Raw genomic sequence first — 26448 nt, 5'->3', positions numbered from 1 at the left:
CCTCGCAGCTCAAAACCTGTCAATCCGCACCCGGCCCAATTCCAACCCAAACATGCTCAATGACGAGCGGCCGAATTGACAATTCGAGTAATCGCCAAACGCTCAGCCAGCCATCATTCCCGGGAAAGGCAGAATGGTGGCGCCGCTGCGCAACGTATCGAGGAGATCAGACCACCACTGCGCCATTGCGACGCGCTCCTTCCAATGCGTCCCGCGATGATAGGCAGCACGGACCTTGTCTCCGTCACCATGCGCGAGCGCGCGTTCGATCGCGTCAGGGGACCACTTGCCCGATTCGTTGAGCAGAGTGCTCGCCATCGCCCGAAAACCATGTGCCGTCATTTCGTTGCTGGCATAACCAAGACGGCGCAGGGCCGCATTGAGGGTGTTCTCCGACATCGGCCGCGTTCGTGATCGCATCGACGGGAAAACATAGCCTGACGATCCTGTGATCGAGCGGATTTCTTGCAGGATCGCAATCGACTGCCGAGAGAGCGGGACATGGTGCGGCTTGCGCATCTTCATCTTCTCGGCCGGAATGGTCCACAGTCCGGTTTCCAGATCGATCTCATCCCATCGCGCATGGCGCAGCTCGCCGGGGCGCACGAAGACGTGCGGCGCGAGTTGCAGCGCCCATTTCGTCATGCCCTGACCTTCATAGCCGTCAATGGACCGAAGCAGCTCCCCGACCTCACTGGCATCGGTAACTGCTCCATAGTGAGTAACCGTGGGAGTGGTCAGCGCACCGCGCAGGTCCCGGGTCGGGTCCGACCTCAGGCGAGCCGTGGCCACGGCGTAGCGAAATACGGCGCTGGCCAGTTGCAAGGTGCGCCGCGCGCTTTCCAGCTTACCCCGCTTCTCGATCTTGCGGATGGCGGCAAGGGCATCGATGGGCTCGATTTCATGGATCGGCATTTTGCCGATCGAGCTGTCCAGCAGGCTGAGCAGATATTCGCAGCGCATGGCCGTGGCTGGCGCCCAGGCTCTGTCGCCATCGCGCCGCCGCTTGCTGCAATATTCGTTGGCGATGCTGGTGAAGGTGTTTTCCGCCAACGTGTGCGCTCTCAGTTTTTCGCGCTGCTTCTCAAACGAGGGGTCCTTACCGTCGGCAAGAAGATCGCGGGCGTCGTCCCGCTTCTTGCGGGCGTCACGCAGACTGACCTGGGGGTAGGTACCGAGGCTCAGCTTTTTCTCGACACCGCCGAAGCGGTACTTCAGCCGCCAGAGCTTGCCGCCCGATGGTTGGACCAGCACAAACAGGCCTTGCATGTCAAACAGCTTGTAGGCCTTCTGACGGGGCTTGGCGGACCGAATCGCTATATCTGTCAAGGGCATAGTCGAGGCCTTTCTGCGAAGGGCCCCCACCTTGGGGCCGCGAGCATTTTTTCGGCACATTATTCTCGCGAAGTGGCCCCCAAGATTGAGGGCTGTCCTGGAATTCCGTGCGATCCAATGAGCCGAACAATGCCAAAAATACCCCAGAATTCTGCGGTTTGTAAAGCTGTTGGAGATGTCTTGAGATTGAGAACTGGAGCGGGTAGCGGGAATCGAACCCGCATCACTAGCTTGGAAGGCTAGGGCTTTACCACTAAGCTATACCCGCCCGCTTGCCGCGCTATTACGCGGGGGCGGGGCCCCGCGCAAGCGGTGCGGTGCGCTTGCCATCATCGGCGGGGATTCGTCAACCGCGCGCTTCATTCTTCGCTCGCCGCGTTGTTAGTCACTCTCGGCAATTGCCTCAACCAGCGTCGAGGCTGCCCCCTCGTCTGCCTCGCCATCATCCGCCGGGGATGGGGCGCCCGGCAACGCAATGGTGACATCGACCCGCCGATTCGCCGCGCGGCCCGCTTCGTCAGGCGTCCCGTCGAGATTGGCGTTGGGCGCGGCGGGGCGCATTTCCCCAAGCGGGATAACTTCGATCCGGTCTTCTTCAACCCCCTTTTCGACCAGATAGTCCCGCACGGCTTCCGCCCGTCGGCGGGAGGCGCGCAGATTGGCCTCGTCGTCCCCGGTTGAATCGGTATGACCCCGGAGGGTCACTTGTCCGCCGGCCTTCATCTGTTCGGACTGCAGGATCGTGGCGAGCTGCGCCTTCGCGGCGTCGCTAAGTTCGCTGCCACCTTCCGCAAAACTGACGCTGGCTTCCAACGGCCCGAGCGGTGCTTCGACGGGAACAACTTCGGCCTCTGGCCGGAATATCGACACCTTTTCTTCCGGTGTGGCAGCGGGCCGAGGCGTTTGGGCGGGTTCCGGCCGGTTGCGGTCACAGGCCGCAAGGGCCAGCGGCACAATTGCAGCCGCGAGGATGGCGGTAAGTCTGGTTCTGGTCATGATCATGCTGGTTGGGCTTTCGACCCGCGTTTTTCCGCATTCTTCGCAGCCGCCTGCTCGGCCGTGATCTTCTGCGGTGGTGAGAAGGAAATGATGATGTCCCCGGCGCGCGGTTCGGGCCGGGAAGCGTGGGTGAAGAAGCGCATGGTTCCGCCTTCCCGCAGCAGGAGGAGCATGTGGGCCGATTCGGGAAGTTTCGCCTGCGCGTCGGCGTATCGGAACTCCTGGGATAATTTGGTCTGGCGGAAAATCCACCCGTCCGTCTGCCGCTGGTTCACGTCTTCGACTCCGAAACCGGATTCGAACAACGCGCGGCCGCGCAGCGAATCGGGCAGTCTGCGGTGATCGTCCTGCCCCGCCGATTCGCCCAGCTGATAGACCGAATCCCGCCCGATTTCATAGGCGAACTCGTTGCACACCAGCGCGTTGTAAGCCTCGTTATCGGTCGCGGCGACCAGCACCTGGAACGGAGTCAGATCGAGATTGTGCTCCGTCGCCTCGTTAAGAATTTCGCCATGGTAGAACGGCAGCCCCTTCTGCCGCGCCGACGACAGCCGCTGCCAGCTGGGATCGACCACCAGCACCGGCGTTTTCAATTTGTGCATCTGCTCGGCGAGCGCGATGGTCCACGGCGTACTGCCGACGATAAGCAGCCCGGGGCGGGACGCGCCCTTTACCTTGAGCCATTTGGCGACCAGATCGATGGTGAAGCCATGCGCGACGATGGTCACCACCACGACCGCGAAACTGAGGCCGATCAGCACATTTCCGTCGGCATAGCCAAGTTCCGCAAGCCGCAGGGCAAAAAGGCCCGAAATCGCCACCAGCACGATGCCGCGCGGGGCGATCCAGGCCAGGAACAGGCGCTCGTTCCACGGCACCGAACTGAACGCGAGGCTGATCAGGATCGTGGCCGGACGCACGATGAACAGAAGTGCCAGCAGGAACAATCCAAAGCGCCAGTTGAAATAGGCGAGGTCCTCCACCTTGAGCGAGGACGCGAGCAGGATGAAAATGCCCGACACCAGGATAACGGCGATGTTCTGTTTGAACGGATGAATACTGCGCAGGCTGGAAACGTTCATGTTGGCGAGAGCAATCCCCATCACCGTCACGGCCAGCAGGCCCGCTTCGTGTTCGATCTGGTTGGAAGCCACGAAGACCGCGATCACCGTGGTCAGCAACACCGGCACCTTGAGATATTCCGGCACGACGCCGCGCGGAAAGGCCCAGGCAATCACCGCGGCGGCCGCGTAACCGATCAACCCGGCCACGATTGCGGCAATGATCAGCGGGGGAACGACTTCGAAGATGGTGGCGTCCGGAAACTCGCTCACCTTGCGGAAATATTCATAGGCGATCACTGCGCACAGCGCGCCGGTCGGATCGTTGACGATCGCTTCCCACTTGAGGATCGATGCCGGGCGCGTCTGGATGGAGGACTGGCGGAGCAGCGGAATGACCACGGTGGGGCCGGTAACCACCAGGATGCCGCCGAACAGTACGGCAACGGGCCAGTTCAAACCGGCGACCCAGAACCCCGCCAGCGATCCGAACGCCCAGCCGAGCAATACTCCCAGGGTGGCGAGGCGGACCACTCCGGCTCCGGCATGTCGCAATTCGCGCAGGTCGAGGCTGAGCCCGCCTTCGAACAGGATCAGCGCCACCCCGATCGCGACCATCGGTTCGAGCAGATCGCCGAAAGCATGTTCCGGATCGAAGACGCCAAACACCGGACCTGCGAGAAATCCCGCCGCCAGCATCAGGACGATCGCCGGCCAGCCGGTGCGCCAGGCGATCCACTGGGCGCCGATGCCCAGCACGCCGACCAGGGCGATCACGATTGCCTGTTCTTCCATGGGTCCCCTTATGCAGCCTCACACCTGCGGCACAAGGGTGCCGGGGGCTGAGGGCCTATGGGGACAATGCGCGAAGCGGCGATTATGTCCCGCTTCAATCGCCCGCGAACTGCATGATCGCCTCGACCGAAACCCCCGCCTTGCGCAGACTGGCAGCCCCGCCGAGATCGGGAAGGTCGATCACGAACAGCGCGTGCCCGACCTGCGCCCCGGCCATGCGCAGCAATTTGGCAGCAGCCAGCGCAGTTCCGCCGGTCGCGATCAGATCGTCCACGATGATCATGTTCTGGCCCTCGGTGATCGCACCCGGATCCACTTCCAGCCGGTCGGTGCCGTATTCCAGCGCATAATCCACGCCGATGGTTTCGATCGGCAGTTTGCCCGGCTTTCGCACTGGCACGAAGCCAATGCCCAGCCTGACCGCAACCGCGGCACCGAAGATGAAGCCGCGGGCTTCAATTCCGGCAATGGCTTCGGCACCCGCCTGCTCGGCGCGCCGAGCGAGATTGTCGACCGCGGCGGACAGGCCGGGGCCGTGGCTGATCAGGGTGGTGATGTCGCGGAACTGGATTCCCGGTGCGGGAAAATCGGGAACGGTGCGGACCAGTGATTTGAGCGCGTCGGAATCCATGCGTTCAGTCCCCCGAAGTGAACAGACCCCTTGCACCGCGGGATGCAAGGGGTCCGAAATCTCAAAAAATGTCCGGCAAGCAGCGCAGGCCGAAGATCAGTCCTTCGCTTTGGCTGCCTTCTTCGGCTTGACCGCGGCCCAGATCTGCTGCTTCGCGAAATAGGCCAGGATCGTCGCAAACAGGACGAAGCCAAGCACAGCAAATCCGGTCTGGCGGCGCTTGACCAGCGTCGGTTCCGCCGTCCAGGTCAGGAAAGCCGCTACGTCCGTCGCCATCTGGTCGACCGTCGGTTCGGGGTTGCCTTCACCGTAGGTAACCTGTCCATCCTGCACCAGCGGGGGCGACATGGCGATGTTGAGGTTGGGGAAATACCGGTTGAAGTTGAGGCCCGGGGGCGTCGAAAAATTCGGGAACTGCTGGGTCAGCTCGGCGGGCACTTCCGAATAGCCGGTCAGCAGCGAATGGACATAGGGGGCCCCGTCGTGACGGGCCTTGGTGATCAGCGAAAGGTCGGGCGGAATGGCGTTGTTGTTCGCCGCTGCGGCCGCCACGCTGTTGGGATAGGGGGACGGGAAGTAATCGGTCGCCAGGCCGGGCCGGGTGGTGGCTTCCCCGGTGTTCGGATCGATCCCGGGCACCTGGAAACTCGCGGCTTCCGCCTTGATCTGGCCTTCATCGTAGCCGAGCTGCGCCAGATCGCGGAACGCCACGAATTTCAGCGAATGACAGGCCGAGCACACTTCCTTGTACACTTGGTATCCGCGCTGCAGCTGCGCTTCGTCGAAGGTCCCGAAAATGCCGTTGCTCGGCAGGTCCAGTTCTTTGGGATGTTCGTAGAACACCTTCTCCGCGGTGACTTCGCCAAGTCCCTCGGTCGCAGCCACGAAGGCCCCGTTTCCGAAGGACCAAAGTGCCGCCACGGCGAATACCAAACCAGTCAGAATTCCGATGAGGCGGATCATGTCAGTCGCTTTCTACTAAATTTACCGATTGCTCGCGCGTTCACGTCGCGTCTGCCGGATTGACGTCCTTGTCGGGCCCCAGGACCGATTCCGTGATGGAATAGGGCAAGGGCTTTGGCTTTTCGATCGACGAAACGATCGGCAGGATCACCAGGAAATGGAGGAAATAATACGCCGTCGCCAGCTGGCTGAACATGATGAACGGCTCTTCGGCATGGGCGCCGCCGAGGTAGAACAGCGCCGCCATGTCGACCACCAGGATCCAGAAGAAGATCCGGAACAGCGGGCGGTAATGACCCGAGCGAACGGGCGACTTGTCGAGCCATGGCAGGAAGAACCACACAAGGATGGAGGCGAACATCGCCAGCACGCCCATCAGCTTCGCCGGAATGAAGAAGAAGTCGATCGTGAACGCGCGCAGGATGGCGTAGAACGGGTAGAAATACCATTCGGGCACGATCAACGCTGGCGTGGAGAGGGGATTGGCCTCGATGTAGTTTTCTGGATGGCCGAGCGAATTCGGAATGAAGAACACGAACGCCAGGAAGAGCAGCAGGAACACGCCCAGGCCGAAGCCGTCCTTGGCGGTGTAATAGGGGTGGAACGGCAGCGTGTCGGCTTCGGTCTTGATTTCAACGCCCGTCGGATTGGACGAACCGGGGATGTGCAGCGCCCAGATATGCAGGATCACCACGCCGGCAATCACGAAGGGCAGCAGGAAATGCAGGCTGAAGAAACGGTTCAGCGCGGCGTTGTCCGGCGCAAATCCGCCGAGCAGCCAGACCTGGATCGGCTCACCGATCAAGGGAATGGCGCCGAACAGCCCGGTAATCACCTTCGCGCCCCAGAAGCTCATCTGGCCCCATGGCAGGACGTAACCCATGAAGGCGGTTGCCATCATCAGTAGGAAGATGGTCACGCCGAGCAGCCAGATCATCTCGCGCGGTGCCTTGTAGGACGAATAGAAAAAGCCGCGGAAAATGTGGAGATAGACCACAAGGAAGAAGAAGCTGGCCCCGTTGGCGTGGGCATAGCGCATCAACCAGCCCCAGTTTACATCGCGCATGATATGTTCGGTGGTGGCAAATGCGACCAGCGCATTGGGCGCGTAATGCATCGCCAGGACCACGCCGGTGACAATCTGCATCACCAGGCAGAAACCGGCCAATACGCCGAAGTTCCACATGTAGCTGAGGTTGCGCGGAACGGGATAGCCGGCACCGATCGCGCCATAGATCAGGCGCGGCAGAGGAAGTTTCTCGTCGAAGAACTTCATCAAGCCATTGGTCGGCTGGTATTCGCGGGCCCAGGGAAAACTCATCTATCTTGCCTCTTGGTTTCAGCCGACCTGGATTACAGTGTCGGACGTGAATTCATATTCCGGCACCAGAAGGTTCGTGGGTGCAGGGCCTTTGCGGATGCGTCCGGCGGTGTCGTAATGCGAACCATGGCACGGGCAGAAATAGCCGCCATACTCGCCCTTGTTCTCACCTTCGGCAGCGCCGAGAGGGACGCAGCCGAGATGGGTGCAGACGCCCATCGTCACCAGCATGTCGCCGTGACCTTCCTTGGTCCGGTCGCCCAGCGATGCCGGATCGCGGAGTTCGCCCAGGACAACGTCGTTGGCGGCACTTACTTCTGCCGGAGTCAGGCGGCGCACGAACAGCGGCTGTTTGCGGAACACGGCCTTGATGGCCTGGCCCGGTTCGATCGCGCCGACATCGATTTCGGTAGTGCTTTCGGCAAGCACGTCGGCCGAAGGCGCCATCTGGCTGACCAGCGGATAGATCACCGCGACCGTGCCGACACCCGCAAAGCTGACCGCAGCAATATTGATGAAATCGCGCCGCCGGACCCCGTCTTCGCCGTGAACGCCGGTAGCGGCGTCCAAATGTTCCGGGTTTGCGGTGCCAGTCGTATCAGCCATTCATCCAGCCTCGTTCAAATCGTCCATAGTCCGCAGCCCACAGCAGCATCGGGATCCCGGTGTCGAGATATGCCCCCAGCGTTGAAGCCTGCCGGACGGATTCACGAAATCCCCGCCCGACACCGGTTTGGGCGCGCTGATAGCCGTGATTGCCGGTGCTGCCAACCGCATTTTTGGCACGGCGCATTCGGTTTTCCGCAATCCTGCCTCCGTGACATTATGACCGCCACGGCGCTGCGGCTACACAGACCAAAGGGCATGGCTGTCAGGCGGAGGCAGGCAGGCCGATCAAACTGATCTGCCGGCCGTAGGTTTCCTCGCCCGCATGAACCGACCGGCGATAGGAGAAAAAGCGCTCCGGGTCGGAGTAGGTGTCGAGGCCCAGCCGGTCGACAGTTCCTACTCCGCTTGCCGCCAGCCGGGACGCCACGTAGCCTTCCAGATCGAAATGGTGGTGACCAGGTTTACCCGGCACGAAAAATTCCCCAGCCTCCGCTCCGAAGCGGTCCCGGAACGCTTCGTCCACTTCATAGCTGGCCTGCGCGATACACGGTCCGATCGCGGCACGGATACGGGCGGGTACCGCGCCCAGCTCCTCCATCGCTGCCACGGTCGCGGCGATCACCCCGTCCTGCGCGCCGCGCCAGCCGGCATGGGCGGCGGCGATCACGCCCGCTTCCCTGTCTGCCAGCAGCACCGGCGCGCAATCGGCAGTGACAACGCCGAGCAGCAGCCCTGGCTGATCCGTCACCACTGCATCGGCGCGCGGCCGGTCCGCCAGCGTCCAGCCGCGGCGGACAATCACCGCATGCGGCGAATGCACCTGATACGGGGTCACCAACTCTGCGCCGGGCAGGACCGCCGCGGCCGCAAGCGCGCGGTTGCGCATCACTGCCGCGTCGTCATCAAGAGACCCAAGTCCGGCATTCAGGCCAGCCGCCACCCCGGTCGAAACCCCGCCGCGGCGGCCCAGAAAACCATGCGGCACCGTGCCCAGAAAGCCGGACCGAATGGTTTCGACCGGCTCAGCCAAGGCTGCGGGTTACCTGCTCGAACGTGTCCCGCGACAGCGCCGGTGCGGCGGCAATCCGCTCCAGTTCCGCGCGCATCAATTCGGCGCGCACCGGTTCCAGCCGCCGCCAGCGGCCCAGCGGGGTGACAAACCGCGCAGCTGTCTGGGGGTTGAGCGGGTCGAGGGCGAGGACGAGATCGGCGATCATCCGGTAACCCTCCCCGCTCGCGGCATGGAAAGCCTGCGGAGTACCTGTGAACGCCATATAGAGCGACCGCACCCGGTTGGGATTGCGCAGAGTGAAATCAGGGTGATCGGCCAGCGCTTTCACATGCTCCAAAGCGTGGGGATGGAGCGAAGATGCCTGCAGCGCGAACCATTTGTCGATCACGAGGTCATTGCCCCGGTAACGGCGGTAGAAATCGATCAGCCGATCGGTACGGGCTGCAGTCTCGAGCCCGCACAGCACCATCAGCGCGCCTTGCCGGTCGGTCATGGTGTCCGCCGCGTCGTATTGCGCTGCTGCCCGCTTCGAAGCCTTCTGCGCATCGGCCGCCGCCAGAAACACCAGCGCCTGTGTCTTGACCTTGCGCGCGCCCCGCGCTGCAGCGCCCGACGAGCCCGGCACCGCGCAGGCACGGGTATGCAGGTCCGCCAAGTTCGCCGCCAGCTGGGTTCCGAGCCACGCCTTCAGTCCCTCCCGCTCGGCATGGATGCGCGCCGGATCGGAAACGGCCAGTTGTTCGGCAAGATAGGTTTGGCCCGGCAGCATCATCAGCTCGCCGCGCATGGAATCGTCAATTGCCGGGTCGCTCAGCACAGCGCGAAACGCGGCGGTGATATCCGCGCTACCCTCGCTGCGGGCGGCATCTTCCAGTCCCCCGCCCGCTGCCATCGTCAGATGCCGGACAACAAGCTCCTGCATCGCTTCGTAGCGGGCAAACGGATCGTCGTCGCGCGCGGCAAGGAAAACCAGCTCCTCCCGGCTGATGGTGCGATGAATGGTGACCGGGGCGGAAAACCCGCGGTTGATCGACAGCACCGGGCGGTGGGTAAAACCGCTAAAGTCGAAGCTCGCCTCCGCCTTGTCCAGCACCACCAGCTGGTCGCCCGAATGGGTGCCGGTAGCCTGATCGAACAGCGCGATTCGCAGCGGAATCGGCATCGGCGACTTGTCGGGTTGGCCCGGTGTGGCGGGTACGGTCTGTTTCAGGGAAAGGGTTGCCGTGTCGCCTTCGTGCGTCAGGCTCACATCCACCCGCGGCGTACCGGCCTGCCGGTACCACAGGCGGAACGCGGTGAGATCGATGCCCGCGCCGTCTTCCATCGCCTTGACGAAATCCTCACAGGTTGCGGCCTCGCCGTCGTGCCGCTCGAAATAGAGGTCGGTGCCCTTCCGGAACACTTCCGCGCCAACCATGGTGCGGATCATCCGGATGACTTCTGCGCCCTTGTTGTAGATTGTCGAGGTGTAGAAATTGGAGATTTCCTGAAAGCTGTCGGGCCGGATCGGATGCGCCAGAGGGCCTGAATCCTCGGGGAACTGGACCGAGCGCAGGATCCGCACATCCTCGATCCGCGTGACCGCCTCCCCGCGCATATCCTGGCTGAACAGCTGGTCGCGCAGCACGGTGAAGCCTTCTTTCAGGGACAGCTGGAACCAGTCGCGGCAGGTGATCCTATTGCCCGACCAATTGTGGAAATATTCATGCGCGATGACCCCTTCGATCGCGTCATAATCGCCGTCGGTGGCGGTTTCCCGATCCGCCAGGACATATTTGGTGTTGAAGATGTTGAGGCCCTTGTTCTCCATCGCCCCCATGTTGAAATCGCTCACCGCGACGATGTTGAGCAGGTCGAGATCATATTCGCGGCCGAAGGTCTCCTCGTCCCATTTCATCGCGGCCTTGAGCGATTCCATCGCGTGGTCGGTACGCGGCAAATCGTCCGCGCCGTCCTTCCCCGCGCGGACATAGATGTTGAGCGCAACCTCGCGGCCGGACATGGTGGTGAAGCTGCCCGAATTGGCACAGAGGTCGCCCGCCACCAGCGCGAACAGGTAGGACGGCTTGGGCCATGGGTCGTGCCACTCCGCCCAATGCGCGCCGTCCGGCCCCTCGCCGCCGGCCACCCTGTTGCCATTCGACAGCAGCACCGGGAAATGCGCCTTCGGCCCGTCCATCCGCACGGTATAGGTGGACAGGACATCCGGCCGGTCGGGATAGAAGGTGATCCGGCGGAACCCCTCCGCCTCGCACTGGGTGCACAGCATTCCGCCCGAGGCATACAGCCCCATCAGCTGGGTGTTGGCCGAGGGGTCGATTTCGGTGACGACGGTAATCTCGTGGCTGTCGCCGGGCAGGGACAGGATCAGATTGCCGTCCTGCACCGTCCAGCTGGGCGACAATTCGCCATCGACCGAGACCGACAGCGGCACCAGTCCGTCACCGTTGAGCAGGATATTGGCGGAAAGATCCGCCGCCGGGTTGCGAGCGACCGTCAACGTCGCGGTTACGCGGGTGCGTTCCAGCCCCAATTCAAACGCCAGCCGCGTTTCGGGCACCAGCCACGGGAACGGTTTATAGTCCTCCCGCCGGATGATCGGCGGCGCCTTTGGCTCCACGGCGGCATCGGCCATTTCGGGGTTGCTGTCGGGGGCGGACGGGGTGCGGGCGATATCCATGGACTGCCTCCTAAGTGCTTTCCTTCGCGGTTCCAATGCCTACAACACGCGGCATGGCACATATGTTCATCTTCGGCCTCGGATACACCGCCGGACGCATCGCCGACGCCCTGCGCGCGCGCGGCTGGGTGGTGGAGGCGACCGGCAGCGCCGGGGATGTCGATTTCAACGATGGTGCCGCGGTGCGCGGCGCGCTGACCCGGGCAAGCCACGTGCTTTCTTCCGTTCCGCCTGCCGAAGATGCCGATCCGGTGCTCGGCCGCTATGGCACCGATTTGACGCAGGAATGGCTCGGCTATCTGTCTTCCACCGGAGTGTACGGGGACACGGGCGGTGCGTGGGTCGATGAAACCGCGGCAACCGGCTCCGGGCGACGGACCGCGCGCGCAGAAGCCGATGCGCGGTGGCTGGAGCGCGGGGCACGGGTGTTCCGCCTGCCCGGAATCTATGGCCCGGACCGCAACGCGCTGACGCGGGTGCAGGAAGGCCGGGCGAACCGGATCGACCTGCCGGGACAGGTGTTCAGCCGGGTGCATGTGGCTGACATCGTCAGCGGAGTGCTCGCCGGGCTGGACGGCCCTGCAGGGGCATACAATCTGTCCGACGATCTGCCCGCCAGCCAGAACGCGGTGATCGAGGAAAGCTGCGCCCTGCTGGGACTTGACCCCCCGTCGCTGCTTACGCTGGAGCAGGCGCAGCTGTCCCCCATGGCGCGGGGTTTCTACACAGAGAACCGCCGCGTCGCCAACGGCAAGGCCAAGCGCGTGTTGGGGTGGCAGCCAGCCTATCCCGATTACCGCGCGGGTCTGCGCGCGCTGATTGGCTCAGACGTGCTTGGCTCTGAGGGCGAGTAACATCCCTGCCAGCGCCAGCACCGATCCGGCGACCGCCAGCAGCGACCATTCATACCCTTCGATGAAGGTGGAAATCAGCATTGCGATCACCACCACGAACAGGCTGTTGTAGGCGGCCCGCCCCGCACCGATCTGCCGCACCAGCGGATAATAGAGCGGGAAGGTGACCACCGATCCGGCCAGCGCCAGCCACGCCACGCCGGCCCAGTAATCCGGATCTGCGGGGAGAACTGGCGGACCTGCGGTAAACCAAGCGAGCGCGAAATCCGCGATCACCCCGTACAACATCGACCACGCCAGCAGGCTGGCCATCCCCAGCGACCGGCCGGTCGGGTTGGCCTGCACCACATTGGCAACCGATGCCGATAAAATCCCGCCGATCGCCAGCGCAATGCCCAGTGGAATATTGCCGCCGAGCGGGGACAGGCGCGCTTCGTGCACCAGCAGCATCACGATTCCGGCGATCGCCACCAGGCTGCCCAGCAGGAACCGCGGGGTCACGGGCTGGCCAAGCAGCGCCCGCCCGAGCAGCGCATTCGGCACCATCAACAGCGCGAACATCACCGCGACGATGCCCGACGTCAGGTGCAGCTCCGCCCGATAGACGAAATTGAAATTGAAGCAGAACTGGGTGATGCCGATAAACACCGCAAGCAGATGCCCGCTGCGGCCGATGCTCAGCGATTTGCCGGTGATCAGCGCCAGGGCGAACATGCACGGCGCGGCCAGCATGAACCGCCAGGTTACCGACCAGCTGGGCGGAACTTCGTCGATCTGGCCAGTGATCACCCACCAGGTCGAACCCCAGATCAGCGCGACCAGCAGGAACGGCAGCGCGACCTGCGGCCTCAGCAGCGCGTGCGGCGGCGTTTCGCTCACAGGGAGGAGAGTGCGCTGGCAAGGGCGCGCGCGTCGCCGTGTGTGGTATTCCACGCCGTCACGAAGCGGGCGGCGCCGGTGCCCCAGTCGTAAAATCCGAAGCCCTGACCCCGCAGCGCAGCGCGTTCATCGGCGCTGCAGCGCACGAACAGTTCGTTGGCTTCGACCGGGTGCAGCAAACGGTCTTCGGCCGCCCCGGCAATTTCCTGCGCCGCCGCGTTGGCCGCGCGGGCGTTTGCGAGCCACAGCCCATCTTCGACCATCGCGAGTATCTGTGCCGCGAGGAACCGGCCTTTGGATTGCAAATGCCCCGCCCGCTTGAGCCGGAATCTGGCGACATCGGCAAGGCCCGGCGCGAAGAACACGATGGCTTCCGCGTTCATTCCGCCATTTTTCACGCAGCCGAAACTGAGCGCATCGACCGGGCCTGCGGCATCGGCAGCAGGGCAATCGAGGAACGCCGCAGCGTTGGCAAAGCGCGCGCCGTCCATGTGCAGCGGCAATCCCCGCTCCTGCGCCAAAGCGCCGATCGCGGCCAGTTCCGCCGGTCGGTAGGCGCGGCCATATTCGCTCGCCTGCGTGATCGAGATCGCGTGGGGATGGACCTGATGCACCCCTTCGCGCACCCCATCCGCCACGGCGGCAATGGCCTCCGGCGTCAGTTTCGCGCCTTCGCCGTCCGCCAGCATCAGCTTCGCCCCGTGGAGGTAGAACCCCGGCGCGCCGCCTTCGTCCATTTCGATATGCGCTTCACGGTGGCAGATCACTCCGCCATGCGGCTGGACCATGGTGCCGAGCGCAAGGCAATTCGCCGCCGTCCCGGTGGCCGCCCACAGCACGGCGCATTCCCGCCCGAACACTTCCCCGAATGCATCGTCCATCCGGCGCGACAGACCGTCGCCGTCATAGGGTGCATCGGCCGCGTCGGCGGACTTCATCGCGTCCCATACCGCAGGGTGGACGCTGGCGGCATTATCGGACAGAAACAGTTTGCTCATGCTCATCACCTCATGCCCTTAGCTGGACCGCCGTCCAGCGCAAGCCCGGGCGCCTGGCGCAGAAAGGAGAACTGTCGATGGATGTTCAGGATGTCGAGATTACCCGCCACCCTTCCGGCAGCAGCGGTGAATACCGCGCCCATGTGACCAGCAGCAAAGCGGTGGGCCGCCTGACCTGGGTCACGCGGGGTGACGGCGCGCGCATCGCCGAGCACACGCTGGTGCCGCGCGAAATCGGCGGACGCGGGATCGCCGGACTGCTGGTGCAGGCGATGGTCGCCGATGCGCGGGAGCAGGGTTTCCGCATCGTGCCGCAATGCAGCTATGTCGCGGCAAAGTTCGACGATCATCCCGAATGGGCCGATCTACTGGCCTAATTCGGAGAAATCGGTCCGGGCGATGCTCGACAGGACGGCGCTGCGCAGTTCTTCCGCGCGGGGCACGGGGATACCGCCGATCGACAGAGTTCCGCCCGCAAGTCCGAGATGCAGAGTCGCATAGCCGCGCCACCGGCCCAGGATATGCTGGCTGATCTCCACCGATTGCAGCTTCACCCGGCTGGCAATCGACAGCTTCGGCACCAGCCAGCCGCTGCCGACAAACAGCTGCGCGGGCGACAGCGCATGACGTTCGAAGCGCCACAGATAGGCCTGCCGCAAACCCAGGAAAACTGCAGCAGCCACCGGCAGCAGCGCCAGCCACGGGCGGCCCAACAAAATCGCCGCAATGGCCACGGGCGCGAGCAGGACGGCGCTGGCCACGGCGCTGTCGATCCGCGCGTTTGCGGCCCCGCGCTGCCACACCAGATCCTCGGGCGGAGGCTCGAACCCTGCCTCGGCAATGATCGGGCGCAGCTCGTCCATCTGGCCAAACGGTGCCACTACATGGTTCGACGATCCGCTGTCCTGTGCCAGACTGACGAAGCTGAGGGCGTGCCAGCCAAACCGTCCGCGAACCAGGCCGGTGCCGATCCGCACCGCCTGCACCCGGTGTACCGGCATTACCACATCGGTCCGGGTCAGCAGCCCGCGGCGGCGGCGGAATCCCTTGGCCGTGCGTTCCAGCAGAAAGCCCCAATCGCGTAGAACCGTCCGCACCACGCCGGTGGCGACCCCCACGGCCAGCAGCGAGACCACCCCGAGAATGCCCCCCATGATCCGGGCTGTACGGCCCAGACTTTCCAGCTGCCCGAAGGGGCCGGCAAATACCCTTTGCCATTCCTCCAGCTCCCAGATGTCGAATGGCAGGAAATCCCCGAAGGTCTGCAAGGCGCCGCCGACCACCGCGACGACCGCAAGCGAAAACTCGAACATGCCGAAGGTCAGCAACCGGCGCAGGTCCATCGCGAACAGGACCCTGGCGGGTTCCTCGACCGTCGTTTCGGCGTCCGCCGATTCTGCAGCCACCGCAGAGTTTTCCGCATCAGCCCCGTCCTTGCGCGCGCGGACGACATCGCGCAGCCGCTCGCCTTCCTCCTCCGACAGATATCGCAGCGACAATTCGTCCTTGCCGCCGGCTCCGGTTTCGAACCGGACCTGGACCAGCCCGAATAAACGCGGCAGCAAAGTCTGTTCCAGGCTGACATCCTGAATCCGCTCAAACGGAACCGAGCGCGCCGCGCGCGACAGGATGCCGCTCTCGACCCGAATGTCGGTCTCGCCCACGGTATAGGTCAGCCGCCGCCAGTTGAGATAGGCCAGACCCCCGCCTACCGCTGCAATCACCAGCCCCAGACCGAGCGCGGCGAACAAGCCGAACGATTCATCCCTCATTCCGTAAGCGACGGCAATCATCGGCAGGACGGCGCGCTGCAGCCCCTGCAGGCCCTGGGCAACGAAGCCCATCGGATTCGTCCTTTGCGGCAGATTTGGCGCTTCGGAAATCACCGGTGTCACACGGTCTCGCGCTTGATATGCGCGCGAATGGTTTCGCGCATGGACAGCGCATCCTCGTTCAGCAATCCGGGCAGATGGACCGAAGCGTTATGGCTGCCGGCGGTATGCAGGGTCAGCGTCGCCAGCCCGTAAGCCCGTTCCAGCGGACCCTGGTTGACGTCGATATGCTGCACCCGTCCGAACGGGACGACCGTGTCCGAACGGAACAGCAGACCGCGCACCACCCGCAGCCGGTCTGCGCCCATCGCAAAGCCGCGCGCATGATAACGCCGCAGCGGCACCCGGATAATCAGTAAAGCCGCCGCGAGCACAACCGGCACGATGAACGATCCCGCCGGCAGCAACAGCGCAGTCTCGAGCACCAGCGACCCAATGACGAATGGCACGGTAAACAGGGAGATTTCGATGCGCAGCACTTTGACGTGATTCGGATGGAGGGGCGTCAGCGTGTCATCGCCGAAGCCCGGGGCGTCCTCCGGGCGCGGTACCGGGTCCTGGCTCGAAAGCGGTTTCGAGGGCGGTTTCGGGGGCTCGGTGCCCGCGACAGCTGGGGGTGTGTCGTCCATGGTGATTTAGATGGCTAATACGCTGCCGACTGGCAAGCTGCTTTTGCGCAGCGGGCACCCGGCAGAGTGGCCGTCCACGGCGCGGTGTTCAGTTCGTTCAATCCTGCCGTCGATCACGTCGAAGAGCCATGACGACGCGGCCATAGTCCGGATTGCCAAGATAGATAGAATTGTCGCGATCCTGCTGGGGAGCCTGGTGGTCGCGATCTATCTGCTGTTTTCGCCCATCGGTCTGGCCGGCGGTGCGCTGACGGGCACCTTCTGGGCGCTGATCGCGCTGCTGGCGGCGGGCAATATCGGCTGCTGGCTGGTGGCGGCGCGAAATGGTGCTGCTGGAGAGAATTGAACTCTCGACCTCAGCCTTACCAAGGATGCGCTCTACCACTGAGCTACAGCAGCACACCATTTCACGTATTGCCGCCGATGGGCGGCGAAAGCGGCCCATGGCAGGGGCGCGCTATTGGCTGGTGGACCTGGGGTTGTCAAGGACGGTCTGACCAAACGGAACAACGGCGCTTGCCTTGGCGCGCGCATCGCGGCAATCGGCCTGTCACCATGGCAAATGACCCGCACAAGCTGACCAGACAGGAACGTCTCGCCGCCAAGCTGCGCGAGAATCTGCGCCGCCGGAAAGCGCAGGCCCGCGCGCTGCAGGAAAATACTGCCGAGGTGCCCGGTGATTCGGCTCCCGCTGCCCTTTCCAAAGACGGCGGCGAAAGCTAACCATCCAGCCTGACCAACGCAGGAGCGCGACTTGCCGACCCTTATTCTCGTCCGTCACGGCCAGAGCCAGTGGAATCTGGAAAACCGCTTCACCGGCTGGTGGGATGTGGATCTGACCGATCTGGGCGTTAACGAAGCCAAGGCCGCAGGCCGGTTGCTGGCCGACAAGGGCGTAATGCCGACGCGGGCGTTCACTTCGGTCCAGACCCGCGCGATTCGCACCCTGCACTTGGCCTTGGCCGAAGCGAACCGGCTGTGGATCCCCGAAATCAAGGACTGGCGGCTGAACGAACGGCACTACGGCGGTCTGACCGGCCTCGACAAGCAGGAAACGCGCGAGAAGCACGGCGACGAGCAGGTCCATATCTGGCGCCGCAGCTTCGACGTGCCTCCGCCGCCGATGGAGCCTGGCAGTAAATACGATCTGTCTGCCGATCCGCGCTACGCCGGGATCGCCATCCCCGACACCGAAAGCCTCAAGCTGACGATCGAGCGGGTGCTGCCCTATTGGCAAAGCGACATCCTGCCGGTGCTGGCCAGCGGGGAGACGGTGATTATCTCCGCCCACGGCAATTCGCTGCGTGCGCTGGTGAAACATTTGTCGGGCATTTCGGACGACGACATCACTGGGCTCGAGATTCCCACCGGCCAGCCGATCATCTACGAATTCGATGACGCGATGACGCCGGGCGAGCGCTTTTATCTGAAGGACGGCTGAGCATGACCACGTCTGAAGTCGCGATCATAATGGGCAGCCAGTCGGACTGGCCGACGATGAAATGCGCCGCTGACGTGCTGGATGAACTCGGCGTCGCGCATGATGTGCGCATCGTTTCCGCCCACCGCACGCCGGACCGGATGGCGGATTTCGCCAAAGGCGCTGCGAAGGAAGGCTTCAAGGTAATCATCGCCGGTGCGGGCGGCGCGGCGCATCTGCCCGGGATGGTGGCAGCGATGACGCATCTTCCGGTGCTCGGCGTGCCGGTGCAGTCCAACGCGCTGTCGGGCATGGACAGCCTGCTGTCGATTGCGCAGATGCCCGCCGGAATTCCCGTCGGCACCCTGGCGATCGGAGAAGCGGGAGCGGCCAACGCAGGGCTGCTTGCCGCGGCCATTCTGGGAATTTCCGACACAGATTTGGCTGAGCGGCTGAAAAGCTGGCGCGCCGCCCGCACCGATGCGGTGGCGGACCGGCCGGAAATCCGATGATCGCTCCGGGGGCCACGATCGGCATCCTCGGTGGCGGCCAGCTTGGCCGGATGCTGGCAATTGCGGCAGCCGGACTCGGCTATCGCTGCCACATCTACGCGCCGGACCGGGAGAGCGTGGCAGCGGACGTCAGCGCGGAGTTCACCTGCGCGGCATGGACCGACGAGGCGGCGCTCGCCGGTTTTGCGGAATCCTGCGATGTCGTCACCTTCGAGTTCGAGAATGTTCCGGTCGGCCCCCTCGCGGCCTTGGCGGCCAAGCTGTTGCCGCATTCGCGGGCGCTGGAAATCGCGCAGGACCGCCTCCACGAAAAGGGTTTTGCCGAGGAGTTGGGCGGCCGCCCCGCGCCCTATGTGCCGGTGCATTCGGCGGAAGATCTGGCGGCGGCGATCGAGCGGATCGGTGCGCCCGGCATCCTCAAGACCCGCGCCGACGGCTATGATGGCAAGGGCCAGTGGCGGATCAGTTCCGCGCGCGATGCCGACTCTATCCGCCTGCCGGGCGCGGCGACGATCTATGAAGGTCTGGTCCATTTCAGCGCCGAGTTCTCGGTCATCCTGGTCCGCAGCCAGGACGGCGAAATACGGTTCTGGGACAGCGCCGAGAATGTCCACGAGCACGGAATCCTTGCAAGCTCCGCATTGCCGCCTTCCGCGCAGATCCTGGCGCAGCTGGAACAGGCCCGCGCGCTCGCCGCCAGGATTGCGGACGCGCTCGGCTATGTCGGGGTACTCACCTGCGAATTCTTCGCCACGGACGCCGGGCCGGTGTTCAACGAAATGGCACCCAGGGTACACAATTCCGGACATTGGACGATCGAAGGCGCCGCCACCAGCCAGTTCGAAAACCACATCCGCGCGATCTGCGGCCTGCCGCTGGGATCGACGGCGAGCCTCGCATCCGAAGTGACCATGACCAACATCGTCGGCCCCGCCGCGCTCACCGCACACGAACTGCTGAGCGATCCCGCCGCCCACCTCCACCTCTATGGCAAGCGCGAGCCGCGCGAGGGGCGCAAGATGGGCCATGTCACACGGCTTGGACCCGCTCCCGAATGAAGCAGACAATCGTTCTGATCTACGCCCGTGCCGCGAACGGCGCGATTGGCAAGGACGGCACGCTGCCGTGGCATTTGCCCGCCGACCTCCGGCACTTCAAATTACTGACCATGAACAAGCCGATGATCATGGGCCGCAAGACCTTCGAGAGCTTGCCCGGGATGCTGCCGGGGCGGCGGCATATCGTGCTGACCCGCCGCGAAAACTGGGATTCAGGCGCGGCGGAAGTTGCGCGGACGGTGGAGGAAGCGCTGGAATTCGCGGGCGAGGGCGAAGTGGCCGTGATCGGCGGTGCGGCGATCTTCGATGTGTTCATGCCGCTGGCCCACCGGGTCGAACTGACTGAAATTCATGCCGAATTCGAGGGCGACACTTTCATGCCGCCGCTGGGTCCGGAATGGGAAGAAATCGCCCGCGAAGATCACCCGGCCGATGGTGAACGGCCTGGCTATTCCTTCCTGACGCTGGAGCGTGCCAGATGAAAAAGAAAATAGGGCTGGCCCTGCTGGCGCTGATCGGCGTTGCGGCAATCGGCTTCTTCGGTTTCGCCCCCGGATATGTCGAGCGGAGCATGAATATGATCGACGGGCAGCCACTGCCCGCCATCCGGCCCGATGCGCAGGCGCTGCATGACACACTGACGATTGTCGATTTGCATTCGGACACGCTGATGTGGCAGCGCGATGTGCTGTCCGATAGCGCGCAGGGCCATATGGATCTGCCGCGTTTGCAAAGGGGCAATGTCGCGCTGCAGGTTTTTTCCAGTGTGACCAAGACGCCCAAGGGCCAGAATTACGACGCCAATGGAGCGGATACGGACAATATCTCTCCGCTGGTTATCGCCCAGCTGCAGCCGGTGCGAACATGGTCTTCGCTGGTAGAACGCTCGCTATGGCACGGCGCAAAGCTCGACCGGGCAGCCGCAGCATCGAATGGCGCATTGGCCAAAATCACCACGCCCGATGGCATCGATGCGCTGCTGAAGGCGCGGCAGGGGCCATCCAAGCCGGTCGGCGGATTGCTCAGTATCGAAGGGCTCAATCAGGTGTCTGACGATCTCGGCACGCTTGATACGCTGCGCGCCGCCGGTTTCACCATGGCGTCGCTGACCCATTTCTTCGACAATGATCTCGCCGGATCGATGCATGGGCTTAAAAAAGGCGGGTTAACGCCCAAGGGGCGGCAGGCGGTCCAGCGCATGGAGGAACTCGGCATGGTCGTCGACATTGCCCATTGCAGCCATCGCTGCGTGGCCGATATCCTCGCCATGGCGCGGCGTCCTGTAGTCTCCAGCCATGGCGGGGTGCAGGCGACCTGCAAGGTCAACCGGAACCTGACCGATGCGGAGATTCGCGGCGTCGCCGAGACTGGCGGGGTGATCGGTGTCGGCTATTGGGAAGGCGCGGTATGCGACACTTCGCCCGCCGCCGCCGCCCGCGCGATGAAGCATATCCGCGATCTTGTGGGGATCGACCACGTCGCGCTAGGCAGCGATTATGATGGGGCCACGACCGTCCGTTTCGACACGGCGCAGTTGGTGCAGGTGACGCAGGCGTTGATGGACGAAGGCTTTAGCGAAGACGAAATCCGCCAGGTGATGGGCCTCAATGCGCTGCGCGTGCTGCGTATTTCCATGGTGCCTGCCGCGTGAGATGGATCGATCACCGCGAGGAATTACCGGAGCCCCTGCGCGGGGCGGTGATCGCACTGGGCAATTTCGACGGATTCCACCTCGGCCATCAGGCGGTGGCGGGCGAGGCGATCCGCTGGGCGCGCGAACAAGGCCGCCCTTCGATCGTCGCCACTTTCGATCCGCATCCGGTGCGGTTCTTCAAACCGGACACGCCGCCGTTCCGCCTGAACACGCTGGAACAGCGGCAGGAACACTACCTCGCCGCCGGGGCCACGGCGATGCTGGTGTTCCATTTCGATGCTGAACTTGCCTCCACCTCGGCAGAGGATTTTGTCGGGCGGCTGCTGCATGATCGGTTGGGCGCAGCGGGTGTGGTTACTGGCGAGGATTTCACCTTCGGCAGGGGCCGCAGCGGCAACCGCGCCCTGCTCGAATCGCTTGGCAAAGCGCACGGCATCGAAGCGCGCGCGGTCACCCCGGTGATGGATAGCGGCGCGCCGGTATCCTCCAGCCGCATCCGCCAGGCCTTGCAGGCAGGCGATCCGCAGGAAGCGGCGCGGCTGCTGACCCGGCCCTTCGCGATCCGCGGCATCGTCCAGCACGGCGACAAGCGCGGGCGCGAAATTGGCTACCCCACGGCGAATTTGCCGCTGGAAAGCTACCTGCGCCCCAAATTCGGTATCTACGCGGTGACCGGCAGGATTCTCAGCACCGGAGAGGAACTGAAGGGCGCGGCCAATATCGGCATCCGCCCGCAATTCAGCCCGGCCAAGGAATTGCTCGAGCCGCATTTCTTCGATTTTTCCGGCGATCTCTATGGTCAGGAAATCGAAGTAGCCTTCCACCATTTCATCCGGCCCGAAGCGAAATTCGATTCATTGGACGCGCTGCTGGAACAGATGGAGCGGGATTGCGATGAGGCGCGGAAACTTCTAAGCGCCGCCTCCATATGACCGACACGCCAGACAAGAAAGACACTCCTGTGAGAGATTACCGGGACACCGTCTTCCTGCCGAAGACCGATTTCCCGATGAAGGCCGGCCTTCCGCAGAAGGAACCGGCGATTCTGGCGCGCTGGCAGGCGGCGGATCAGTATCAGCAGCTTCGCGAAGCCCGCGCTGGCCGCGAGAAATTCATCCTGCATGACGGCCCGCCCTATGCCAATGGCGACATGCATATCGGCCATGCGCTGAACCATGTGCTGAAGGACACGGTCGTCCGCACGCAGACGCTGCTGGGCAAGGACGCACCCTATGTGCCGGGTTGGGATTGCCACGGCCTGCCGATCGAATGGAAGGTGGAGGAACTCTACCGCAAGAAGAAGCGCGACAAGAAGGAAGTCCCGGCAAAGGAATTCCGCGCCGAATGCCGCGCCTATGCGCAGGGCTGGGTCGATGTGCAGCGCGAACAGCTGAAACGCCTCGGCATCGGCGGCCGGTGGGACAAGCCCTACCTGACCATGCGCCCCGAAGCCGAAGGCGCAATCGTGGCCGAACTGATGAAATTCGCCGAGAGCGGCCAGCTCTATCGCGGATCGAAACCGGTGATGTGGTCCCCGGTGGAAGAAACCGCGCTGGCCGAAGCCGAGGTCGAATATGAAGATCTGACCGACAGCCCGCAGATCGATGTGGCGTTCGAGATTGTCGAAAGCCCGATTGCGGAACTGGTTGGCGCCTATGCGGTGATCTGGACGACGACGCCGTGGACGATCCCGGTGAACCAGGCTTTGGCCTATGGGCCGGAGGTTGAGTATCGACTGCTCGACATCGTGTACGAGGCGGGTGCCGAGGCAGGTGCCTCGCCCCAATCCGGGAAGGTGGCAACCGCTGAGGCGGCGGAAGCTGCTGGCCTTCCTGACGATTACACCCGCATTCTAATCGCGCAGGAACTGATCGAACAATTTAAGGCACGACTAAACGCGGCACTCTCTAAGGTCGAGATCAAGGGCGCAGTCCAGCCAAGTGCTGAGATATTCGATGCATTGGGCGTCAAAAGCGGTCGTTACAAAGGCTCCGAACTCGCCGGAACATTCGCGCGCCACCCGATGGCAAATTCCCTGCTTCCCCGCGAAGGCGGGGACCCAGTGCCGCAAGCCGGAACGTCGGAAAATACCGATCTGGGCCCCCGCCTTCGCGGGGGAGCGGGTGAAGAAAACGCATACGAAGAACTGCCCTTCTTCCAACGCCTCCGCCCCTTCCTGCCCGGCGATTTCGTCACCACCGAAAGCGGCACCGGCCTCGTCCATATGGCGCCAGACCACGGCGAGGATGATTTCGAGCTGTGCAAGGCGAACGGCATCGAGCCGGTTTTCGCCGTTATGCGCGACGGGCGCTACCGTGACGACTGGCTGTGGCTCGGCGGCGCGGACGAGCGGCGGCGGAGTGTCATCAACAAACCCTTCAACGCGCCGGACGGGCCGATCTGTTCCGATCTGCGCGAAGCGGGCGCGTTGCTCTCGGCGAGTGCCGATTACAAGCACAGCTACCCCCATTCCTGGCGCAGCAAGGCCAAGCTGATCTATCGCTGCACGCCGCAATGGTTCATCGGCATGGATCGCCCCTTGGCGCACCTCCCGGCGATTTCGCCAGCCGAGCAGCGCTGGGAAAACGAGGGCGGTGACGACACCATCGATGAGGAGGCAACGGCGGGATCGCCCAGCCTTCGTGAACTGGCTCTAAACGCCATCACCGAAACCCGCTTCGTGCCCGAAAAGGGCCGCAACCGGCTGCGTTCAATGGTCGAGGGCCGCCCCGACTGGCTGATCAGCCGCCAGCGCGCCTGGGGTGTGCCGATTGCGCTGTTCGTCCACCGGACCAGCGGGCAACTGCTCGTCGATGCCGAGGTCAACGCGCGCATTGTCGCGGCGGTCAGTGCCGAGGGTGTCGACGCATGGGAGGAAGCCCGCGCGGCGGAATTCCTCGGGCCGGATCGCGATCCCGGCGATTACGAAATGGTCGCCGACATTCTCGACGTGTGGTTCGACAGCGGCTGCACCCATGCCTTCGTGCTCGAATCTGACGAATGGCCGGAATTGCAGTCCCCCGCCGATCTGTATCTGGAAGGCAGCGACCAGCATCGCGGCTGGTTCCAATCCTCGCTCCTCGAAAGCTGCGGCACGCGCGGCCGCGCGCCCTACAAGGCGGTGCTGACCCACGGTTTCACGATGGACCCCAAGGGCATGAAAATGCCCAAGAGCCTCGGCAATACGGTCGATCCGCTGAAGGTGATGGAGCAGTACGGCGCGGATATCATCCGGCTGTGGGCTCTCAGTGTCGATTACACCGAGGATCACCGGATCGGGGATGAAATCCTGAAAGGCGTGGGCGACACCTACCGCAAACTGCGCAACACCTTCCGCTATCTGCTCGGCGCGCTGGAGGCCTATTCCGAGGACGAGGCGCTGCCGGTGGAGCAGATGCCGGAGCTGGAGCGGTATATCCTGGCGCTGCTGGGCGAAGTAGATGCGACCCTGCGCAAGGCGGTCGATGACTTCGACTTCAACTTGTATGTCCGCACACTGACCGATTTCTGCAACGAGGATTTGTCGGCCTTCTACTTCGATATCCGAAAGGACAGCCTCTATTGCGATGCGGCGGACAGCGTGAAGCGCCGCGCCAACCGGACGGTGATGGACATCCTGTTCCACGCACTCGTCCGCTACGCCGCGCCGGTGCTGGTGTTTACTTCCGAGGAAGTCTGGGGAACGCGGTTTCCCGATGGTGGAAGCGTGCATCTGCTCGAATGGCCGGAAATTCCCGCGGTTTCGGCGGACGAACCCCGCTGGGATGCGTTGCGCGCTCTGCGCGAAACCGCGATGGAGGCGATCGAACCGCTCCGCCGCGAGAAGATCATCCGTTCCGGACTTGAAGCAGCGGTGACGGTGCCGGAGGATGCGGTGCCGGACGGTTTCTCCGAGGCGGACCTCGCGGAATTGTTCATCACCGCGTCAGTAACGCGGCGCCAAGGAGCAGACGTGACCGTGACCCGCACCGACAATTACAAATGCGGCCGCTGCTGGCGGCTCCTTCCCGAAGTGACGGAAGACGGCGATCTGTGCGCGCGCTGCGATGATGCCGTTTCGCGGATGGATGCAGCAGCATGAACCCGGTGATGCGCAACCGCCTGATCGGCCTGTTCCTCGCCGTGGCGATCTTTGCCGCCGACCAATATGTCAAATGGCTGGTGGTCGGCCCGCTCGGGATTGACCGGATTGGGGATTACAAGGAACTGCTGCCGTTTTTCGACCTGCGGTTCACCCAGAATTTCGGGGTGTCGCTCGGCATGTTCGAAGCGACGTCCATGGAGGCGCGCTGGGTGCTGGTCGGGGTGACCGCCGTGATTGCACTGGTGGTGATCCTCTGGATGCTGCGCGAAAAGCTGCTGGGCGACATCATTGGCCTCTCGCTGATCCTCGGCGGCGCGCTGGGCAATATCAAGGACCGGTATGATCTGGGCTATGTCATCGACTATGCCGATCTGCATTTCGGCACATTCCGGCCCTTCCTGATTTTCAATATTGCCGATGCCTGTATCACCATCGGCGTCGTCATCCTGCTTGCCCGTTCCTTTTTCCTCCGCGATAAGGACGACAAGAACACCAATGAAGCGGCACCAGACGCCGCGGAGAGTTGATATGGTCAAGACACATACACTGATCCTCCTGGGCGCCGGCTGCGCCATGCTGTCGGCATGCGGCGGCAATGGCGGCATTCTCGGCCGCGACCGGCCCGACGAATTCGCCGTGCAGCGGCAGGCCCCGCTGGTGGTGCCGCCCGATTTCAACCTGGTTCCGCCCGCCCCCGGCGCGCCGCGCCCGACCGAAGGCACGGCTTCGGCGCAAGCTTTGGATGCGCTGTTCGGCGGCCCGGCACCGCGCAGCAGCGTGGAAAGCTCCGCCATCGAACGCGCGGGTACGGCCGATCCGGGGATCCGGTCGTCGGTTGGCGATGCCGGAACCAACACTGTGGCCAAGGGCCGGGTAACGCGCGATATCATCGCCGCTCCGGAAGGGGACGGTCAGGTTACCCAGGCGATAATCCCGGGCTGATCGGCTAAGCCGGCTTAGCTTTCGGGGGGAGCAGGCTCGGGCGACATCGGCGCAGTGCCGGCCCGGCTGACCAACAGCTTGTCGATCTTGCGGCGGTCCATGTCGACCACTTCGAAGCGCCAGCCCTGATCGGTGAAGCTTTCACCCTCTACCGGCAGGTTCTTCAGCACCGACAGGACA

At 63.7% G+C, this 26448-nt stretch carries 28 protein-coding genes and 2 tRNA genes; 13 read left to right on the top strand and 17 right to left on the bottom strand.

The features are described from left to right. Positions 1 to 102: 102 nt before the first annotated feature. The 11 genes from U0988_RS04515 to pepN all read right to left on the bottom strand — a co-directional run bounded on the left by U0988_RS04515 (position 103) and on the right by pepN (position 11406). Positions 103 to 1335, bottom strand: coding sequence for a tyrosine-type recombinase/integrase (locus U0988_RS04515; RefSeq protein WP_322291455.1), 1233 nt, complete (start codon positions 1333 to 1335; stop codon positions 103 to 105). A 194-nt stretch (positions 1336 to 1529) separates the two neighbouring features. Further along, positions 1530 to 1603, bottom strand: a tRNA-Gly gene (locus U0988_RS04510). Positions 1604 to 1716: 113 nt separating this feature from the next. After that, on the bottom strand, positions 1717 to 2337 hold the full coding sequence (locus tag U0988_RS04505) for an OmpA family protein (RefSeq protein WP_322291447.1): 621 nt from the start codon (positions 2335 to 2337) through the stop codon (positions 1717 to 1719). Next, a complete protein-coding gene (locus U0988_RS04500; protein ID WP_322291446.1) occupies positions 2334 to 4190 on the bottom strand; it encodes a sodium:proton antiporter in 1857 nt (618 codons plus the stop codon). Before U0988_RS04500 ends, U0988_RS04505 begins: the two co-directional genes overlap by 4 nt. A 94-nt stretch (positions 4191 to 4284) precedes the next feature. After that, entirely contained in the window at positions 4285 to 4821 is a 537-nt protein-coding gene (locus tag U0988_RS04495; RefSeq protein ID WP_322291445.1) for an adenine phosphoribosyltransferase, read from the bottom strand. 96 nt (positions 4822 to 4917) lie between these two features. Beyond that, complete coding sequence (locus tag U0988_RS04490; protein ID WP_322291444.1) at positions 4918 to 5784, bottom strand: cytochrome c1; 867 nt, start codon at positions 5782 to 5784, stop codon at positions 4918 to 4920. A gap of 40 nt (positions 5785 to 5824) precedes the next feature. Then, entirely contained in the window at positions 5825 to 7105 is a 1281-nt protein-coding gene (locus U0988_RS04485) for a cytochrome b (protein WP_322291443.1), read from the bottom strand. A gap of 18 nt (positions 7106 to 7123) precedes the next feature. Next, the gene (petA, locus tag U0988_RS04480; RefSeq protein WP_322291442.1) at positions 7124 to 7711 is read right to left on the bottom strand and encodes a ubiquinol-cytochrome c reductase iron-sulfur subunit; all 588 of its coding nucleotides are present in this window, start codon (positions 7709 to 7711) and stop codon (positions 7124 to 7126) included. Then, entirely contained in the window at positions 7704 to 7898 is a 195-nt protein-coding gene (locus tag U0988_RS04475) for a hypothetical protein (protein WP_322291441.1), read from the bottom strand. Before U0988_RS04475 ends, petA begins: the two co-directional genes overlap by 8 nt. A 78-nt stretch (positions 7899 to 7976) precedes the next feature. Beyond that, on the bottom strand, positions 7977 to 8744 hold the full coding sequence (pgeF, locus tag U0988_RS04470) for a peptidoglycan editing factor PgeF (protein ID WP_322291440.1): 768 nt from the start codon (positions 8742 to 8744) through the stop codon (positions 7977 to 7979). After that, positions 8737 to 11406, bottom strand: a complete 2670-nt coding sequence (gene pepN, locus U0988_RS04465) for an aminopeptidase N (RefSeq protein WP_322291439.1) — start codon at positions 11404 to 11406, stop codon at positions 8737 to 8739. Before pepN ends, pgeF begins: the two co-directional genes overlap by 8 nt. A 53-nt stretch (positions 11407 to 11459) precedes the next feature. Here pepN and U0988_RS04460 point away from each other — a divergent pair, with 53 nt between their 5' ends. After that, complete coding sequence (locus tag U0988_RS04460) at positions 11460 to 12260, top strand: SDR family NAD(P)-dependent oxidoreductase (protein ID WP_322291438.1); 801 nt, start codon at positions 11460 to 11462, stop codon at positions 12258 to 12260. Here U0988_RS04460 and U0988_RS04455 read toward each other — a convergent pair. Both U0988_RS04455 and U0988_RS04450 read right to left on the bottom strand, forming a co-directional pair. Then, positions 12231 to 13139 carry a DMT family transporter gene (locus U0988_RS04455; protein ID WP_322291437.1) on the bottom strand — a complete coding sequence of 303 codons (909 nt, stop codon included), beginning with the start codon at positions 13137 to 13139 and terminating at the stop codon, positions 12231 to 12233. The genes U0988_RS04460 and U0988_RS04455 overlap by 30 nt on opposite strands. Beyond that, positions 13136 to 14137: a threonine aldolase family protein gene (locus U0988_RS04450; protein ID WP_322291436.1), complete on the bottom strand. Its 1002-nt coding sequence runs from the start codon at positions 14135 to 14137 to the stop codon at positions 13136 to 13138. The genes U0988_RS04455 and U0988_RS04450 overlap by 4 nt, the downstream gene beginning before the upstream one ends. Positions 14138 to 14214: 77 nt before the next feature. Here U0988_RS04450 and U0988_RS04445 point away from each other — a divergent pair, with 77 nt between their 5' ends. After that, positions 14215 to 14514, top strand: coding sequence for a GNAT family N-acetyltransferase (locus tag U0988_RS04445; RefSeq protein WP_322291435.1), 300 nt, complete (start codon positions 14215 to 14217; stop codon positions 14512 to 14514). On the opposite strand, the gene U0988_RS04440 is transcribed toward U0988_RS04445, so the two are convergent. Both U0988_RS04440 and U0988_RS04435 read right to left on the bottom strand, forming a co-directional pair. Next, on the bottom strand, positions 14503 to 15981 hold the full coding sequence (locus tag U0988_RS04440; RefSeq protein WP_322291434.1) for a PH domain-containing protein: 1479 nt from the start codon (positions 15979 to 15981) through the stop codon (positions 14503 to 14505). The genes U0988_RS04445 and U0988_RS04440 overlap by 12 nt on opposite strands. Before the next feature lie 47 nt (positions 15982 to 16028). Further along, positions 16029 to 16598 carry a PH domain-containing protein gene (locus U0988_RS04435; RefSeq protein WP_322291433.1) on the bottom strand — a complete coding sequence of 190 codons (570 nt, stop codon included), beginning with the start codon at positions 16596 to 16598 and terminating at the stop codon, positions 16029 to 16031. A 10-nt stretch (positions 16599 to 16608) separates the two neighbouring features. On the opposite strand from U0988_RS04435, the gene U0988_RS04430 reads away from it, so the two are divergent. Further along, entirely contained in the window at positions 16609 to 16944 is a 336-nt protein-coding gene (locus tag U0988_RS04430; RefSeq protein WP_322291432.1) for a hypothetical protein, read from the top strand. Here the strand turns inward: U0988_RS04430 and U0988_RS04425 are convergent. After that, positions 16923 to 16997 (bottom strand) — tRNA-Thr (locus U0988_RS04425). The genes U0988_RS04430 and U0988_RS04425 overlap by 22 nt on opposite strands. Before the next feature lie 156 nt (positions 16998 to 17153). Between U0988_RS04425 and U0988_RS04420 the strand changes: the two genes are divergently transcribed. Genes U0988_RS04420 through U0988_RS04375 form a run of 10 tightly spaced genes read left to right on the top strand, consistent with a single transcriptional unit; the run spans position 17154 to position 26268 of the window. Then, a complete protein-coding gene (locus tag U0988_RS04420) occupies positions 17154 to 17321 on the top strand; it encodes a hypothetical protein (protein WP_322291431.1) in 168 nt (55 codons plus the stop codon). 31 nt (positions 17322 to 17352) lie between these two features. Further along, a complete protein-coding gene (gene gpmA, locus U0988_RS04415; protein ID WP_322291430.1) occupies positions 17353 to 18039 on the top strand; it encodes a 2,3-diphosphoglycerate-dependent phosphoglycerate mutase in 687 nt (228 codons plus the stop codon). A 2-nt stretch (positions 18040 to 18041) separates the two neighbouring features. Beyond that, on the top strand, positions 18042 to 18530 hold the full coding sequence (purE, locus tag U0988_RS04410) for a 5-(carboxyamino)imidazole ribonucleotide mutase (RefSeq protein WP_322291429.1): 489 nt from the start codon (positions 18042 to 18044) through the stop codon (positions 18528 to 18530). Then, complete coding sequence (locus tag U0988_RS04405; protein WP_322291428.1) at positions 18527 to 19588, top strand: 5-(carboxyamino)imidazole ribonucleotide synthase; 1062 nt, start codon at positions 18527 to 18529, stop codon at positions 19586 to 19588. Before purE ends, U0988_RS04405 begins: the two co-directional genes overlap by 4 nt. Next, positions 19585 to 20070: a dihydrofolate reductase gene (locus tag U0988_RS04400; protein ID WP_322291427.1), complete on the top strand. Its 486-nt coding sequence runs from the start codon at positions 19585 to 19587 to the stop codon at positions 20068 to 20070. The genes U0988_RS04405 and U0988_RS04400 overlap by 4 nt, the downstream gene beginning before the upstream one ends. Continuing rightward, a complete protein-coding gene (locus U0988_RS04395) occupies positions 20067 to 21239 on the top strand; it encodes a dipeptidase (protein ID WP_322291426.1) in 1173 nt (390 codons plus the stop codon). Before U0988_RS04400 ends, U0988_RS04395 begins: the two co-directional genes overlap by 4 nt. Further along, positions 21236 to 22174 carry a bifunctional riboflavin kinase/FAD synthetase gene (locus U0988_RS04390; protein ID WP_322291425.1) on the top strand — a complete coding sequence of 313 codons (939 nt, stop codon included), beginning with the start codon at positions 21236 to 21238 and terminating at the stop codon, positions 22172 to 22174. The genes U0988_RS04395 and U0988_RS04390 overlap by 4 nt, the downstream gene beginning before the upstream one ends. Further along, positions 22171 to 25323, top strand: coding sequence for an isoleucine--tRNA ligase (locus tag U0988_RS04385; protein ID WP_322291424.1), 3153 nt, complete (start codon positions 22171 to 22173; stop codon positions 25321 to 25323). Before U0988_RS04390 ends, U0988_RS04385 begins: the two co-directional genes overlap by 4 nt. After that, the gene (lspA, locus tag U0988_RS04380; protein WP_322291423.1) at positions 25320 to 25853 is read left to right on the top strand and encodes a signal peptidase II; all 534 of its coding nucleotides are present in this window, start codon (positions 25320 to 25322) and stop codon (positions 25851 to 25853) included. The genes U0988_RS04385 and lspA overlap by 4 nt, the downstream gene beginning before the upstream one ends. A 1-nt stretch (position 25854) precedes the next feature. Then, the gene (locus U0988_RS04375) at positions 25855 to 26268 is read left to right on the top strand and encodes a DUF3035 domain-containing protein (protein WP_322291422.1); all 414 of its coding nucleotides are present in this window, start codon (positions 25855 to 25857) and stop codon (positions 26266 to 26268) included. A 14-nt stretch (positions 26269 to 26282) separates the two neighbouring features. On the opposite strand, the gene U0988_RS04370 is transcribed toward U0988_RS04375, so the two are convergent. After that, on the bottom strand, positions 26283 to 26448 hold a 166-nt coding region (locus tag U0988_RS04370; RefSeq protein ID WP_322291454.1), incomplete at its 5' end, for a transporter associated domain-containing protein.

Origin of the sequence: Allopontixanthobacter sp. (assembly GCF_034376665.1) — a bacterium.
Lineage (GTDB): Bacteria > Pseudomonadota > Alphaproteobacteria > Sphingomonadales > Sphingomonadaceae > Allopontixanthobacter.
The sequence above is the reverse complement of the archived record's forward strand: the minus strand, read 5'-3'. Positions and strand labels throughout refer to the sequence as shown.